14 protein-coding genes and 1 other RNA gene are annotated in these 13,659 nt (G+C 62.4%); 6 read left to right on the forward strand and 9 right to left on the reverse strand.

The window, feature by feature from the left end:
* Positions 1-37: 37 nt before the first annotated feature.
* The 8 genes from hflC to J6524_RS05840 all read right to left on the reverse strand — a co-directional run bounded on the left by hflC (position 38) and on the right by J6524_RS05840 (position 7,427).
* Positions 38-961, reverse strand: coding sequence for a protease modulator HflC (hflC, locus tag J6524_RS05805; RefSeq protein WP_225669423.1), 924 nt, complete (start codon positions 959-961; stop codon positions 38-40).
* Positions 958-2,100 (reverse strand): FtsH protease activity modulator HflK, encoded by a 1,143-nt coding sequence (gene hflK / locus J6524_RS05810; RefSeq protein WP_225669424.1) that lies wholly within the window; start codon positions 2,098-2,100, stop codon positions 958-960. Before hflK ends, hflC begins: the two co-directional genes overlap by 4 nt.
* Positions 2,101-2,285: 185 nt before the next feature.
* Positions 2,286-2,795 (reverse strand): dihydrofolate reductase, encoded by a 510-nt coding sequence (locus J6524_RS05815; protein ID WP_225669425.1) that lies wholly within the window; start codon positions 2,793-2,795, stop codon positions 2,286-2,288.
* Positions 2,795-3,280 carry a GNAT family N-acetyltransferase gene (locus J6524_RS05820; RefSeq protein ID WP_225669426.1) on the reverse strand — a complete coding sequence of 162 codons (486 nt, stop codon included), beginning with the start codon at positions 3,278-3,280 and terminating at the stop codon, positions 2,795-2,797. Before J6524_RS05820 ends, J6524_RS05815 begins: the two co-directional genes overlap by 1 nt.
* Positions 3,281-3,287: 7 nt before the next feature.
* Complete coding sequence (locus J6524_RS05825; RefSeq protein ID WP_225669427.1) at positions 3,288-4,082, reverse strand: thymidylate synthase; 795 nt, start codon at positions 4,080-4,082, stop codon at positions 3,288-3,290.
* A 175-nt stretch (positions 4,083-4,257) separates the two neighbouring features.
* A complete protein-coding gene (locus J6524_RS05830; RefSeq protein WP_225669428.1) occupies positions 4,258-5,241 on the reverse strand; it encodes a tripartite tricarboxylate transporter substrate binding protein BugD in 984 nt (327 codons plus the stop codon).
* Between the two features lie 112 nt (positions 5,242-5,353).
* A complete protein-coding gene (locus tag J6524_RS05835; protein WP_225669429.1) occupies positions 5,354-6,919 on the reverse strand; it encodes a tripartite tricarboxylate transporter permease in 1,566 nt (521 codons plus the stop codon).
* A 7-nt stretch (positions 6,920-6,926) separates the two neighbouring features.
* On the reverse strand, positions 6,927-7,427 hold the full coding sequence (locus J6524_RS05840) for a tripartite tricarboxylate transporter TctB family protein (RefSeq protein ID WP_225669430.1): 501 nt from the start codon (positions 7,425-7,427) through the stop codon (positions 6,927-6,929).
* A gap of 369 nt (positions 7,428-7,796) precedes the next feature.
* Here J6524_RS05840 and ssrA point away from each other — a divergent pair.
* From ssrA to J6524_RS05865, 5 genes are all read left to right on the forward strand, one after another.
* Positions 7,797-8,154, forward strand: a transfer-messenger RNA (tmRNA) gene (gene ssrA, locus J6524_RS05845).
* A gap of 145 nt (positions 8,155-8,299) precedes the next feature.
* Complete coding sequence (locus J6524_RS05850; RefSeq protein ID WP_225669431.1) at positions 8,300-8,815, forward strand: SspB family protein; 516 nt, start codon at positions 8,300-8,302, stop codon at positions 8,813-8,815.
* A 72-nt stretch (positions 8,816-8,887) separates the two neighbouring features.
* Positions 8,888-10,303, forward strand: a complete 1,416-nt coding sequence (gene fumC / locus J6524_RS05855) for a class II fumarate hydratase (protein ID WP_225669432.1) — start codon at positions 8,888-8,890, stop codon at positions 10,301-10,303.
* Between the two features lie 272 nt (positions 10,304-10,575).
* Positions 10,576-10,764, forward strand: a complete 189-nt coding sequence (locus J6524_RS05860) for a DUF4169 family protein (protein ID WP_225669433.1) — start codon at positions 10,576-10,578, stop codon at positions 10,762-10,764.
* Positions 10,761-11,021, forward strand: a complete 261-nt coding sequence (locus tag J6524_RS05865; RefSeq protein WP_225669434.1) for a ribbon-helix-helix domain-containing protein — start codon at positions 10,761-10,763, stop codon at positions 11,019-11,021. The genes J6524_RS05860 and J6524_RS05865 overlap by 4 nt, the downstream gene beginning before the upstream one ends.
* Before the next feature lie 52 nt (positions 11,022-11,073).
* On the opposite strand, the gene J6524_RS05870 is transcribed toward J6524_RS05865, so the two are convergent.
* Positions 11,074-11,649 (reverse strand): tetratricopeptide repeat protein, encoded by a 576-nt coding sequence (locus J6524_RS05870; RefSeq protein ID WP_225669435.1) that lies wholly within the window; start codon positions 11,647-11,649, stop codon positions 11,074-11,076.
* 273 nt (positions 11,650-11,922) lie between these two features.
* On the opposite strand from J6524_RS05870, the gene J6524_RS05875 reads away from it, so the two are divergent.
* Positions 11,923-13,500 carry an ABC-F family ATP-binding cassette domain-containing protein gene (locus J6524_RS05875; RefSeq protein ID WP_225669436.1) on the forward strand — a complete coding sequence of 526 codons (1,578 nt, stop codon included), beginning with the start codon at positions 11,923-11,925 and terminating at the stop codon, positions 13,498-13,500.
* Positions 13,501-13,659: the final 159 nt, after the last annotated feature.

The raw sequence follows: 13,659 nt of genomic DNA on the forward strand, positions 1-13,659 counted from the left end.
CTTCGCCGTAACTTGCGTGTGTTCCTGGCCGGACGCCTTACTGCTTCGGCGCCGCTGCCGCAGCCGCCGCCGCTGACGGTGCCGCCGGCGGATGTCCGGACGGATTGGCAAAGAAGCGGAAGAACTCCGAGTCCGGCCGCAGCAGGAAACGGGTGTCGTTGGCGCGGAGCCCGGTTTCATAGGCCGACATCGATCGATAGAAGGCGAAGAAATCCGGATCGCGGCCGTAAGCCTCGGCGAACAGGCGGTTGCGCTCGGCGTCACCCGCGCCGCGCACCTGCTCGGCGGTCGAGTTGGCCTCGGCAACGATGACGGTCGCCTCGCGGTCGGCCTTGGAGCGGATCTCCTGCGCCTTCTGGCCGCCTTGCGCGCGGAACTCGGCCGCCTCACGCTGACGTTCCGTCTGCATGCGCTGATAGACCGCCTGGCTGTTAGCTTCCGGCAAATCGGCTCTCCGGATACGCACGTCGACCACCTGGATGCCGTACTGATCTGCCTCGCGGTCGAGTTGTTCGCGGATCCGCATCATCAGGCTATCGCGTTCGTCGCGCACCACATTGATGAAGGTGACCTCACCCAGCACGCGGCGCAGCGCCGCGTTCAATAGCGTGGTGAGCTGGACGTTGGCGGCCTGGATCGAGCCGACGCTCTGATAGAAGCGCAGCGGGTTCTTGATCCGGTAGCGCGCGAAGGCATCGACGACGAGCCGCTTCTGGTCAGACGCGATGACTTCCTGCGACGGATTTTCCAGATCGAGGATACGCTTGTCGATGAGAATGACGGTATCGATGAACGGCGCCTTGAAGTTCAAGCCCGGCTCCGACACGACGTCGACCGGCCGGCCGAGCCGGACTACGAGCGCCTGCTCGGTCTGCGACACCGTGAAGATCGAGCTGTAGCCTACGATCACCACGACGAACAGCAGGATCAGCGTGACAATACCTGAAACGGGAGACTTCATCGTGCGCCTCCACTCTGCTGCTGACCCGCCGTCGGCGGCGGGCGCCGCGGCGTCAATTCGCTGAGCGGCAGATAGGGCACGATGCTCTGTCCTCCCGAGTTGCCGCCGTCATAGACCAGCTTCTCGGATCCGCCGAGAATCCGCTCCATCGTCTCCAGATAAATTCGCTGCCGCGTCACGTCCTTGGCCTTGTTGTATTCCTCGAACACCTTCGTGAAGCGCGCGCTCTGGCCTTTGGCCTCGGCGATCGCCTGCTCCCTGTAACCTTCGGCGACCTGCAGGATCTGCGCGGCGCGGCCGCGCGCGTCGGGCACGACGCGGTTGGCATACGTCTGCGCCTCGTTCTGCAGTCGCTCGAAGTCGGCACGCGCGGCCTGCACGTCGCGGAACGCGTCGATCACCTGCGCCGGCGGATCGACCTTCTGCATCTGCACCTGCGTGATCTGGACGCCGGAGCCGTAGCTATCCAGCGTCCTCTGCATCAGTTCATGAACGGCCTGCTCGGTCGTGTTGCGGGCGCCGGTGAGGATCGGCTGGATCTGCGAACGCCCGATCACCTCGCGCATCGCGCTTTCGGCGACCGCCTTCACGGTGCCTTCGGGATTCTGGATGTTGAAGAGGAAATTACCGACGCCGTTCGGCTTGATGCGCCACAGCACCGTGAAGTCGACGTCAACGATATTCTCATCGCCCGTCAGCATTAGGCTTTCTTCCGGCACATCGCGCATGGTGCGGCCGCGCCGCGCCGGATCGTCGATCAGCGACATGCCAATCGAAAGGGTCGAGACGCGCAGCGCCTTCGGCAACAGCACGGTCTCGATCGGATAGGGCAGATGATAGTTCAGCCCGGGATCCACGGTGCGCACATGCTTACCGAAGCGCAGCACGACACCGAGCTCTTCCGACTGCACACGGAAGAATCCGGACAAGCCCCAGATCACCAGTGCGCCGACCAGCACGAGCGCGATGCCCATGCCGCTGAAATGACCGCCCGGCAGGAGCTGCTGCAGCTTGTCCTGGCCGCGCCGCAGCAAATCCTCAAGATCGGGTGGCCTCGGCCCGCCCGACTGCGGACCGCCACCCCACGGTCCTTTGGGACCCTGGCCCCATGGGCCCCCGCCTTGATTCTTCCACGGCATATTAACTCTCCTCTGCGGGGGGCCGGGTCCGCCTGTCGGGCAGCCGACTTAAAGCCTCGCATATCCGGTCGGCTTTATAGGGGACCACTCGGGCCCTTACAACGCAAGCTTACTGCTCGAAGCAGCTATGCTTGAGGCCATAATTGTCAATGCAAAACATTGGTTAGCGAGGTTAACGCGGGCGATTAGGGCTTGCGCCGACGATATGTCACATAGGAGAAGTCGACGCCATCGTCCGGGCCGGCCGGTTTCCGCACGCGCGCCACCTCTTCCCAAACGTCCAAATCGATTGCCGGGAAATACGTGTCGCCGTCGGGCCGGGCATGCACCTCGGTAATCTCCAGGCGATCGGCGTTCTCCATCCATTGGGCATAGATTTCCGCACCGCCGACCACCGCGATCTCAGTGGCGAAACGTCGCAGCGCATCGCCGGTGGCGATTGCCTTCGCGTCGGTGAAGGAACGGGTAACCACAACACCATCGGCGCGAAAGCGGGCGTCGCGGGTCACGACAATGCTGGTCCGCCCCGGAAGCGGCCGGCCGATCGAGACGAAGGTCTTGCGTCCCATCACCACCGGCTTGCCTGTCGTGAGCGCCTTGAAACGCGCCAGGTCGGATTTCAGCCGCCAGGGAATGCTGCCGCCTGCCCCGATCACCCCGTTCTCCGCGACCGCGGCGATGAGAACGATTTCCATTACCGTGCTCCTTGTGCGAGCGCGGTCAGCGCCGGACCACTGACCCGGCAGATCGTCCACTCATCCATCATTTCGGCACCGAGCGATTTGTAGAACGCGATCGACGGCGTGTTCCAATCGAGCACCGCCCACTGCAGTCGCGACCAGCCGTTTGCCACGCACTCCCTTGCAAGATGCACCAAGAGCGCCTTGCCGATACCTTTGCCGCGCAGCGCCGGGCGGACGAACAGGTCTTCCAGATAGATTCCGGAGCGACCGCTGAAGGTCGAGAAATTGACGAACCAGACCGCAAAGCCGACCGGCTCGCCATCCCATTCGGCGATTTCGCAGAACAGGCGCGGATTATCGCCGAACAGCGCGGCTTCGATGCCGGCCTCGGTCGCCTCGACCTCATGGAGCAGCTTTTCGTATTCCGCGAGCTCGCGAACGAAGGACATTACAAGTCCCGCTTCGCCAGGGCGCGCGCGGCGGATGCTGAGAGACATCAGATGCTCATACCGCGACTTCGGCCTTGATATGCGGGTGCGGATCGTAGCCTTCGAGCGCGAAATCCTCGTAGCGGAACGCGAAAATATCCTTCACTTCGGGATTGATCTTCATTGTCGGCAACGGCCGCGTCGGCCGCGTCAGCTGCAGCCGCGCCTGCTCGAGGTGGTTGGAATAGAGGTGCGCATCGCCGAGCGAATGCACGAAATCGCCCGGCTTCAATCCGGTGACCTGCGCGACCATCATGGTCAACAGCGAATAGGACGCGATGTTGAAGGGCACGCCAAGGAACACGTCGGCGGAGCGCTGATAGAGCTGGCAGGAAAGCTTGCCGTTTGCGACGTAGAACTGAAACAGGCAGTGACAGGGCGGCAGCGCCATCTTGTCGACGTCGGCCGGATTCCAGGCCGTTACGATCAACCGCCGCGAATCCGGGTTGCGCTTGATCATGTCGATGACGTTGGAAATCTGGTCGATGCTGCGCCCGTCCGGCGCCGGCCAGGAGCGCCATTGCGATCCGTAAACCGGGCCGAGATCGCCATTGGCGTCGGCCCATTCATCCCAGATCGAAACGCCATTGTCCTTGAGATATTTGATGTTGGTATCCCCGGCCAGGAACCACAGCAATTCGTGCACGATCGCCTTCAGCGGCAACCGCTTGGTGGTCAGCATCGGAAAACCGGCCGACAGGTTGAACCGCATCTGGTGACCGAAGATCGACAGCGTGCCGGTGCCGGTGCGGTCATGCTTCTCCGCGCCGTCGCTGAGGATACGTTCGAGCAGATCGTGATACTGGTTCATGGCAGGTAGCTTCGGACCTTTGATCGGAGCAGCGAATTTACGCCCGGGGCATCCGATCGACACGCCGATTCGGCGTAAACACCGATTATACCCGGAAAAATGATCACCCCCGGAATAAACGACAAGGGGCGGGAACCGCTGTCCCGCCCCTCGCCCATCGTCCTGATCAGGTGGATCAATTTACCGGCTTGACTACCGGCGTCCACTTGGCGATTTCGCTCTTCACCAAGGTTCCAAGCGCCGCCGGCGTACGGTCGGCGGGTGCCGGGATGACACTGCCGAGCTCGATCAGACGCTTGCGCACGGTCTCATCCTCCAGCGCCTTGACAATGGCCGCGTTCAGTTTGGCGATGACATCCGGCGGCGTTCCCTTCGGCGCGAAGATTGCGTTCCAGGCCTGGGCCTGGAAGGCCGGCAGTCCGGCCTCGGCCGTGGTCGGAACATTGGGCAGCGATGGATTGCGCTCCGGCGTCGCCACGGCATAGGCCTTGATGGTGCCGCCGTTGATCTGCGGCACGGCATTGACGATCTGGTCGCACATGTAGTCGACCTGTCCGGCAACCAGCGCGTTCATCGCCGGACCCGTCCCGTTGAAGGGAACGCCGATCGGCTTGACGCCGAGCACCGAGTTCAAGAGTTCGCACGAGACGTTGGAGACCGAGCCGATGCCGGCATGCGCCGCGTTGACCTTGGTCTCGTTCGCTTTGACGTAGGCGATGAATTCCTTGAGATCCTTCGGCGGCAGGTCCTTGCGCGCCAGGATCAGGATCGGCGTGCCGGCGAGCAGACCGACCGGCTCGAAGTCTTTTTCCGGGTGATAGGCAAGTTTCGGATAGAGCGGCACGGAGGCCGCATGCGTGCCCATGTGACCGGTGATGAGCGTATAGCCGTCATTGGCGGCTTTCGCCGCGCGTGTCGTGGCAGTGGTGCCGCCGGCGCCGACCACGTTTTCGATGATGATGGTCTGACCGAGCGTCTGTGCCATGTGGCCAGTGACGATGCGGGCGATGACGTCTGTCGGTCCGCCCGCCGCGAACGGCACGATCATGGTGATGTTGCGCGTCGGGTAGTTCTGAGCCAGCGCCTGCGAAGAAGACAGGCCCAGCCCGGCAAGCACTGCCACAAAACCGCTCGCAAGCAAGCGACCGTACCGATTCATTTTGATCTCCCGAAATTTGTTATAATGCCGAACCCGCCGGTCGGCATTTTCTATGGCATAGAAAATTAGCCCGAAGTCGACCAGACTTCGGGCTGCGGCGCACCGACGCAGGTCAGTTCTCCGACTCCACGAACACCTCGTCGCGCTTCTTGCGTAGCGCTGGCAGCACCGTAAGGACCAGCAACGCAGCGGCGATCGCCATCAGCACCGCCGACAGCGGACGCGTCAGGAAGACCGACCAGTCGCCGCGCGAGATCAACAGCGCACGACGCAGGTTCTCTTCCATCAGCGGTCCAAGCACCATGCCGAGCAGCAACGGGGCCGGCTCGAAATCGTGCTTGATCAGCCAGTAGCCGAACAACCCGAACGCACCGGCGATCATGACGTCGGTTGGCGCGTTGTTGACGGAGTAGATGCCGATACAGCAGAAAACCACGATCGAAGGGAACATCAAGCGATAAGGCACGCGCAGGAGCCGCACCCATATCCCGACCAGCGGCAGGTTGATGATGAGCAGCATCAGGTTGCCGACCCACATCGAAGCAATCATGCCCCATACCAGGTCCGGCTGCTTCTGCATCACCTGCGGGCCCGGCACGATGCCATGAATAGTCATCGCGCCGACCATCAGCGCCATGACGGCGTTGGGTGGGATGCCGAGCGTGAGCAACGGGATGAAGGAAGTCTGGGCGGCGGCATTGTTCGCACTCTCGGGTGCTGCAACACCGCGGATTTCGCCATGACCGAACTTCGAGGGATCTTTCGCGATCTTCTTCTCGAGCGTGTAGGCCGCGAACGATGCGATCACGGCGCCGCCGCCCGGCAGAATGCCGAGGATCGATCCGAGGACGGTACCGCGCCCCACCGCGGGCGCCGCATCCTTGAGATCCTTCCGCGTCGGCATCAGTCCCGAAACCTTCTCCTGGACCAGCTTGCGATCGGTTTCACCACCGGCGTCGAGATTGCGAATGATCTCCGCAAAACCGAACAGTCCCATCGCCAGCGTCGCGAAACCAAGACCGTCCGCCAGTTCGGGAATGTTGAAGGCCATGCGCGACGCACCGGTCTCGATGTCGGACCCGACCATCGACAGCAGCAGCCCCATCACGATCATTGCGATCGCCTTCAGCACCGAGCCCTTCGCGAGCACGACCGCGAAGATCAGGCCGAGCACCATCAGCGAGAAATATTCGGCAGGACCGAACGCCAGCGCAATCTTGGTGAGCGGCGCGCCCAGCAGGGCAATCAGCACGGTCGCAACGCAGCCGGCGAAGAACGATCCGATTGCGGCGATCGCGAGCGCCGGACCGGCGCGGCCTCTTTTCGCCATCTGGAAGCCGTCGAGCGCGGTAACCACTGAACCGGCCTCACCTGGAATATTCACCAGGATCGACGTGGTCGAGCCGCCATACTGCGCACCATAGTAGATGCCGGCCAGCATGATCAGCGCGCCGACGGGGGGCAGGCCGAAGGTGATCGGCAGCAGCATTGCCACGGTGGCGATGGTGCCGATGCCCGGCAGCACGCCGACCAGCGTACCGACCAGCGCACCGATCAGGCACAGCAGAATATTGACCGGAATCGGAATGGAAGCTCCGCCTAGAAAAGCGGGCGTCCACTGCACGAAGTTGAAAACGACGCCAAAGCCGAGGCTGAGATTTGCGAAGACATCTCCCATAACGCCCTCACCGGATCATGAAAGTCGGCAGGAGCTGCAAAGGCAGGCCGAGCGCATACGGAAACAACAGGCTGCAAAACGCCGTCAGGCAGACGGCGACGATAACAGTTTCCATCCATCGCGTCTCGGGTGTCCCGCATGCCGCGATCAGGAAGCTGGCCATAGCGGCAAAGATCATCCCCATGGGCCGGATCGTGAAAGCAAACGTCAAAATCGCGATCGTCACGAAGAAAGGTCCCCGCCAATGGTATTTCGCAAGATGAGGACCTTCGGTGAAAATGCCGACGACAGTGATGAGAGCGCCCAATCCCAGCAGCAAAAATGCGAACATCCGCGGCGCAGTACCGGCGCCGAACGAAAAGCCGCGCATGCCCTGCAGATCGCTTGATGCCCAAAGGGCAAACACGGCAATCGCCATCAAGGCAATTCCGCCGACAAATTCCTGCGGGTTGCGAACCCATTTCGGCATAATGGATTTGACCGGCGCCTGGCCGGGCGTGGCGTTCATGGATACTCCTCCCCAAAGCGGGCTTTGAGCCCGTTGATCGGATAACGGTATGCTGTCCCGGAAACTGCCTAGCGAGTTTCCTCACGCAACGCCAGCAAAACCAAACGCTTCCGAGGCGGATGGCAAACGACGCCGTAAAGTGGCCATCAAGCGCGCCAGGAAAGCCATAGATCCGCAACCACTGCGATTGCAGCGCCGCAACACCCGGATGAATTAGCGATCGACCTTGTCTGCTGACCGAAACCGAACCGCGCCGGTGCGGTAAGCCGGCATCCTATTCGGGAAAGGTCGAGTCCGTGGCGAAACCGCAACTCGGCGACACCAAAACGAAACTCCGAGGTGGTGTTCCCGTCCCGTTCAGGCCATGGGGCCCTGTTTTTCTCCGGTCGCGCACCCTATATTCGGGGTGCCGGTTCGCCGGCTATGGAAATAAATGACCGTCGCAATAAACCATTCGGACCCGGGGGCAGTACCCGGCGCCTCCACCCAAGCCCACCCTTTCCAGAGCGGGTTTCGGCGGGGGCGAACCAGGATCGACGAGGGCGTAAAGGGCGCGTTTTTTCCCGGTATTGTTCCGCCGTTATCGGGCTATGCAATAGTTGCAAACGACAACTATGCTCCGGTTGCTCAGGCTGCGTAACGCAGTTTGAAAGACCAATCTAAAGTCCTAGCGGGTTAAGCTCCACTAGGCGGGGTCCGGAGGCACCTGGCAACAGAAGCCTCCACTTTATTCTTTTTCACCTCCGGCCGACGGGGCCGTTCTGCCGCAATTCGGTCTGTCACGCCTGCTGACCTGCGGCTCCCACCGGGGTAGCATGAGGGCAAGGGGGCGAGTCGGGTGACCGGCGGCCATCCAACGTAACAGGACGACCATGGCAACCGATCATATTCGTTATGACGTGCTGGCGCGCGACGCGTTGCGCGGGGTGCTGCGCCGCGTGCTGGCCGACGCCGCCGAACACGGCCTGCCTGGCGAGCATCATTTCTTCATCACTTTCCTGTCGACCGCCGATGGCGTGAAGCTGTCGCCGCGGCTTCTGGCGCAATATCCGGACGAGATGACGATCATCCTGCAGCACCAGTTCTGGGATCTGGTGGTGACCGAAGATCGTTTCGAAGTCGGCCTGTCCTTTGGCGGCATCCCGGAGCGGCTGGTGGTGCCGTTCGCGGCAATCAAGAGCTTCCTCGATCCATCCGTACAGTTCGGGCTGCAATTCGAACCGTCGGAAGGCGCCGCAGAGGCACCGCCTGCGAAGCTGCCGGCAGTCCCGACGCCCTCTGCCGTGCCCGTCGCCACGCCGGAGGCGGCCGCCGAAAGCAATGACGAGCCGGCGAAGACGAGCGAAGGCGCCGAAGTGGTGCGGCTGGACCGCTTTCGTAAGAAATAATCTAGGCGCGGGAAAAACCGCGGCCCTGTAATGTGTCCGTTCCGCCATTTCACGGCGCAATGGACATGACGTATGGCTCGATCAGAAACATCCGGAAACAAATCCACCCGCAGCGAGACCGACAGCTTCGGTCCGATCGACGTCGCCGCCGACCGCTATTGGGGCGCGCAGACCGAGCGCTCGCGCCAGAACTTCAAGATCGGCCAGGACCGCATGCCGATGGCGGTCGTCCATGCGCTCGGCCTTGTCAAGCTCGCCGCCGCTGAAACCAATCGGGAACTCGGACTGCTCGACGCGCGCAGGGCCGGCGCCATCATCCGCGCCGCACGCGAGGTGATCGACGGCAAGCTCGACGATCACTTTCCGCTGGTCGTCTGGCAGACCGGCTCCGGCACCCAGACCAACATGAACCTCAACGAGGTGATCGCCAACCGCGCCAACGAGATCCTTGGCGGCAAGCTCGGCGCCAAGGAGCCGGTTCATCCCAACGATCACGTCAATATGAGCCAGTCGTCGAACGATTCATTTCCGACGGCGATGCACATCGCTGCTGCCGGACGCATTACGTCCGACCTTATACCGGCCTTGAGCGAACTGCATCGCGAGTTGCGAAAGAAGGAAAAGGCGTTCGCCAAAATCGTCAAGATCGGCCGAACCCACACCCAGGACGCAACGCCGCTGACGCTTGGGCAGGAGTTTTCGGGCTACGCCGCGCAGGTCGAGAGTGGCATCGCGCGGCTGCGAACGGCGGTGAAGGAATTGTTCCCGCTGGCGCAAGGCGGCACCGCGGTCGGGACCGGCCTCAATTCGAAGCCGCGATTTGCAAAGCTATTCGCAAAACACGTCGCGAAAATCACGCGGCTGCCCTTCACCAGCGCGCCCAACAAATTCGAGGCGCTGGCGTCCAATGATGCCTACGTCATGGCACATGGCGCGATCAATTCGGTGGCGACCGGGCTGTTCAAGATCGCCAACGACATTCGCCTCCTGGGCTCGGGCCCGCGTTCCGGTCTTGGCGAACTGATTTTGCCGGAAAACGAACCGGGCTCGTCAATCATGCCCGGCAAGGTCAACCCAACGCAGTGCGAAGCGATGACCATGGTCTGCTGTCAGGTGTTCGGCAACCAGACCGCCGTCACGATGGCAGGGAGCCAGGGCCATTTCGAACTGAATGTTTACAAACCCCTATTGGCATATTGTATGATGCATTCCATTCAACTGCTGTCGGACGCGGCGCGCTCGTTCACCGAACATTGCGTGGTGGGCATACGCGCCGATGAAAAGCGAATCCGCGAATTGATGGAGCGCTCGCTGATGCTGGTCACCGCGCTCGCTCCCAAGATCGGATACGACAATGCAGCGAAGGTCGCCAAAGCGGCACACGCGCGCGGAACAACGTTGAAGGAAGAAGCGGTACGTCTCGGGTTTGTGAACGCCGCCGAATTCGAACGTCTGGTACAGCCGGACAAAATGACACACCCGGGCTGATGGCCGCAGCCGTCCCCCCGGGAAACTACGGATGAGGCGTATAAATTATGGATCGTACGAAAAGAATGAGGTGATCTTCTATCGCCGTTGCGTGGACGCGTGGTAGGAGCAGGAAATATTTGGTTTTCGCAGAGCGAAATTTATTTTTTGGTGCTATCACAGAGCACTTGACGGGGATTCCGAATGACCAACCAATTTGCTTGCGCAGTACTCGACATTTTTCCGTCCAATGAATCATCATGCCTTCGAGTCGCCGGATAATGGAGGCGAACATGGGAGACGTGATCAACCTGAAGCGATTCAAGAAGCGCAGCGAGCGGGAACAATCGGCAAAACAGGCCGATGCCAACCGCGCGCGGTTCGGCCGGACCAAGGCCGAGCGCGCGCTCGATGAACGTCGCAAGGATCGCGCCGCCGATCTTCTGGACCAGCACAAGCTCAATGGCGGAGACGCGTCATGAAGTCGCCCGTGGTCAAACGCTCGATCGTGGTCGCCGGCCACAAGACCAGCGTCAGCCTCGAGGAGGCTTTCTGGAACGGCATGAAGGAAATCTCGGGCCTGCGGAACATGACGTTGTCCGAACTGGTCGGCGAGATCGACAGCAATCGCCAGCAGGGCAACCTGTCCTCGGCGATCCGATTGTTCGTGCTCGACTACTTCCGCAACCGCGCCATGCCTCCCGCCGCAGCCTCCGACGCCCCGCGGCCTCAGGCTTGAGGTCCTATCGCGGCGAGCGCACCACCAGCGCGCCCGCCCCGCTCCACTGCGTTCAATAGACGAGTCCGGTGCCGGGCGGCTTTTCCAGCGCCGCGGCCAGCGACCGATATTCCTCGCAGCCGGTGCCGCAAATCGCCGCGATGCGGCTGAGATGATACGACGCCTGGTCGCGATTACCCTGCTCGATCTGCCACAGGCCGTAATACTGCCAGGTCAGCACATGGTTCGGGTCCGCTTTCAGCGCACGCTCGTACCAGGTCTGCGACAGCCTGTAGTCACCGAGCTTGCGATAGGAATAGCCGATCAGGTTGGCGACGCCTGCATTGTCGTCACGGCCGAGGGCCTTGAGCTGCTCGATGGCACCGGCATAATCGCCGCGCTCATAGATCGTCGCATGCGCGGCACGGTAACCCTGCCGGAACGCATCATCGTCGACACTCGACTGTTTGGTCGCCTTCTTCTTGGCTTTGGACGGTTTGGCACCGGATCGGTTGTCCGGCGGCGGCGGATTGGCTGACGGCGGATCGCCGCCGCCGCCCGCGGCAAAGGCCGGAATAGATGGCGAAGAAATGATCAGGGCCGTCGAGAAGAGTGCCAGCGTTGCGAGCTTGATTGCCGATTTGATCATTCGAACCTCCGGTTTTCCTGCCTGACGCGAATCCACGGTCCAGCCGGAGGTAGAGACACCGCCGCGCCCGAACTATTCCCGCCGCACCACCCGAGAAGCGCGTCCGGCACGCTGGACGGGAATGAGGACAATGCGTATCTAATTGGCGGCCGTTGCCGTTCCTCAACCGGAACCTGACGAAGCCCACCCGTCCGAGAGCATCCCTGGAGAGAGAAATGGACCTCGCAAAGCTGACCATGCCCCGCGACATCAGTCCATTTTCGGAAACTCTCCATGCCTGCCTTCCTCGTTCTGGATTCCATCTCTCTTGCCACGCCTGACGGACGCCCGCTGTTCAATGGATTGACGCTCGCCATTGGAGGCGAGCGCACCGGCCTTGTCGGCCGCAACGGCAGCGGCAAATCCACATTGTTGCGCCTGATCGCGGGCGAGATCGAACCTGCCGGTGGATCGCTCCAGCGCATCGGCTCGATCGGCGTGCTGGCGCAACTCAGTGACGAGCGGCTATCCGTCGACGAGGCGCTCGGCGTTGCCGGCGGTCTTGCCCGCCTGCGCCGTCTCGAACGCGGCGAAGGATCACTCGAAGACGCGGCGGAGGCGGATTGGACACTGGAGACGAAGGTACAAACGGCACTGGTCGAAGCTGGACTGCCGTCTTTGCCGCTGCATCGCCCGATCCTATCCTTGAGCGGCGGCGAACGAACCCGCGTCGCGCTGGCGCGCGTTTTGATCGAGGCGCCCGATGTGCTGCTATTGGATGAGCCAACCAACAATCTCGACACGGACGGCCGTCAGGCCGTGGCCGAAATGCTGGAACGCTGGCAGGGCGGCATCCTCCTCGCCAGCCACGACCGCGCGCTATTGGAGCGCGTCGACCGCATCGTCGAATTGACGCCGGTCGGCATCACGATCTTCGGAGGCGCGTGGTCAGCCTTTGCGCAGGCGCGTGACGCCGCCCACGCCCGTGCCGCCGCAGACCTCGAGCGCGCGGCGGACGCCTTGCGCAACACCGAGCGCGCGGTGCAGAAGGGGCGCGAGAAGAAAGCGCGCCGCGACAAGGCCGGCCGCGCCTGGCGCGCCAAGGGCATCGAGGACAAGATGTTCATGGATCGCGAGAAGGAGCGCGCCGAGAACAGCGCCGCGCGCGAAAGCCTGCTCGCGACCCGCCTGCTCGGCGAGCGCGTCGAAGCGCTGGAGACGGCCAAGTCGCAGGTCGAAATCCTGACACCGCTCTCGATCGACCTGCCGCGCACCGATCTGCCCGGCGGCCGCGAACTCATCACGTTCAGGGACGTGGTGATGGCCTTCGGCAAGCGCCGCCTGTTCGGGCCGCTGTCATTCGAGGTGCGCGGTCCCGAGCGGATCGCCATCCGCGGCGCCAATGGCTCCGGTAAGACCACCCTGTTCCGCCTGATCTCCGGCGAGCTGAGACCTGCGAGCGGCGAAATCAGCCGCCTCACCGACCGCATTGCCGTGCTCGATCAGCATGTCGGCCTGCTTGATCCCGGTCTAAGCATTCTCGACAATCTCGGTCGCTTGAATCCCGAACTCACGGCGAACGAAGCTCACGCTGCGCTCGCCCGGTTTGCGTTCCGTAATCGCGCAGCGCTGCAGATCGCGGCGACCCTCAGCGGCGGCGAGCGGCTGCGCGCAGGTCTCGCCTGCGTGTTCGCGCGCCCGCAGCCGCCATTCCTGTTGCTGCTCGACGAGCCGACCAATCACCTCGATCTCGCGGCGATCGAGGAACTGGAAGCTGCGCTCAAAGGATTCGACGGCGCGCTGATCGTCATCAGCCACGATGAGGCATTCTTGCGAGCGATCGGGATCGGCCGGGAGATTGTACTCGGCTAGGCCGTGTACTCATGCAGTGGGTGGCGTGATGGACAGAAGCAATGTCTGCCCTGTCCTCAAATCGGCGCGATTACCGCACGGCGGCGAAATGATGCGAAGGGCCAGCAGCGGACGTGTGGCGCCTTTCTGGGAAGAGGACTGAAAGCAAACCTTCTCAGG

Origin of the sequence: Bradyrhizobium hereditatis, assembly GCF_020329435.1 — a bacterium.
In the GTDB taxonomy this organism is placed as follows: domain Bacteria; phylum Pseudomonadota; class Alphaproteobacteria; order Rhizobiales; family Xanthobacteraceae; genus Bradyrhizobium; species Bradyrhizobium hereditatis.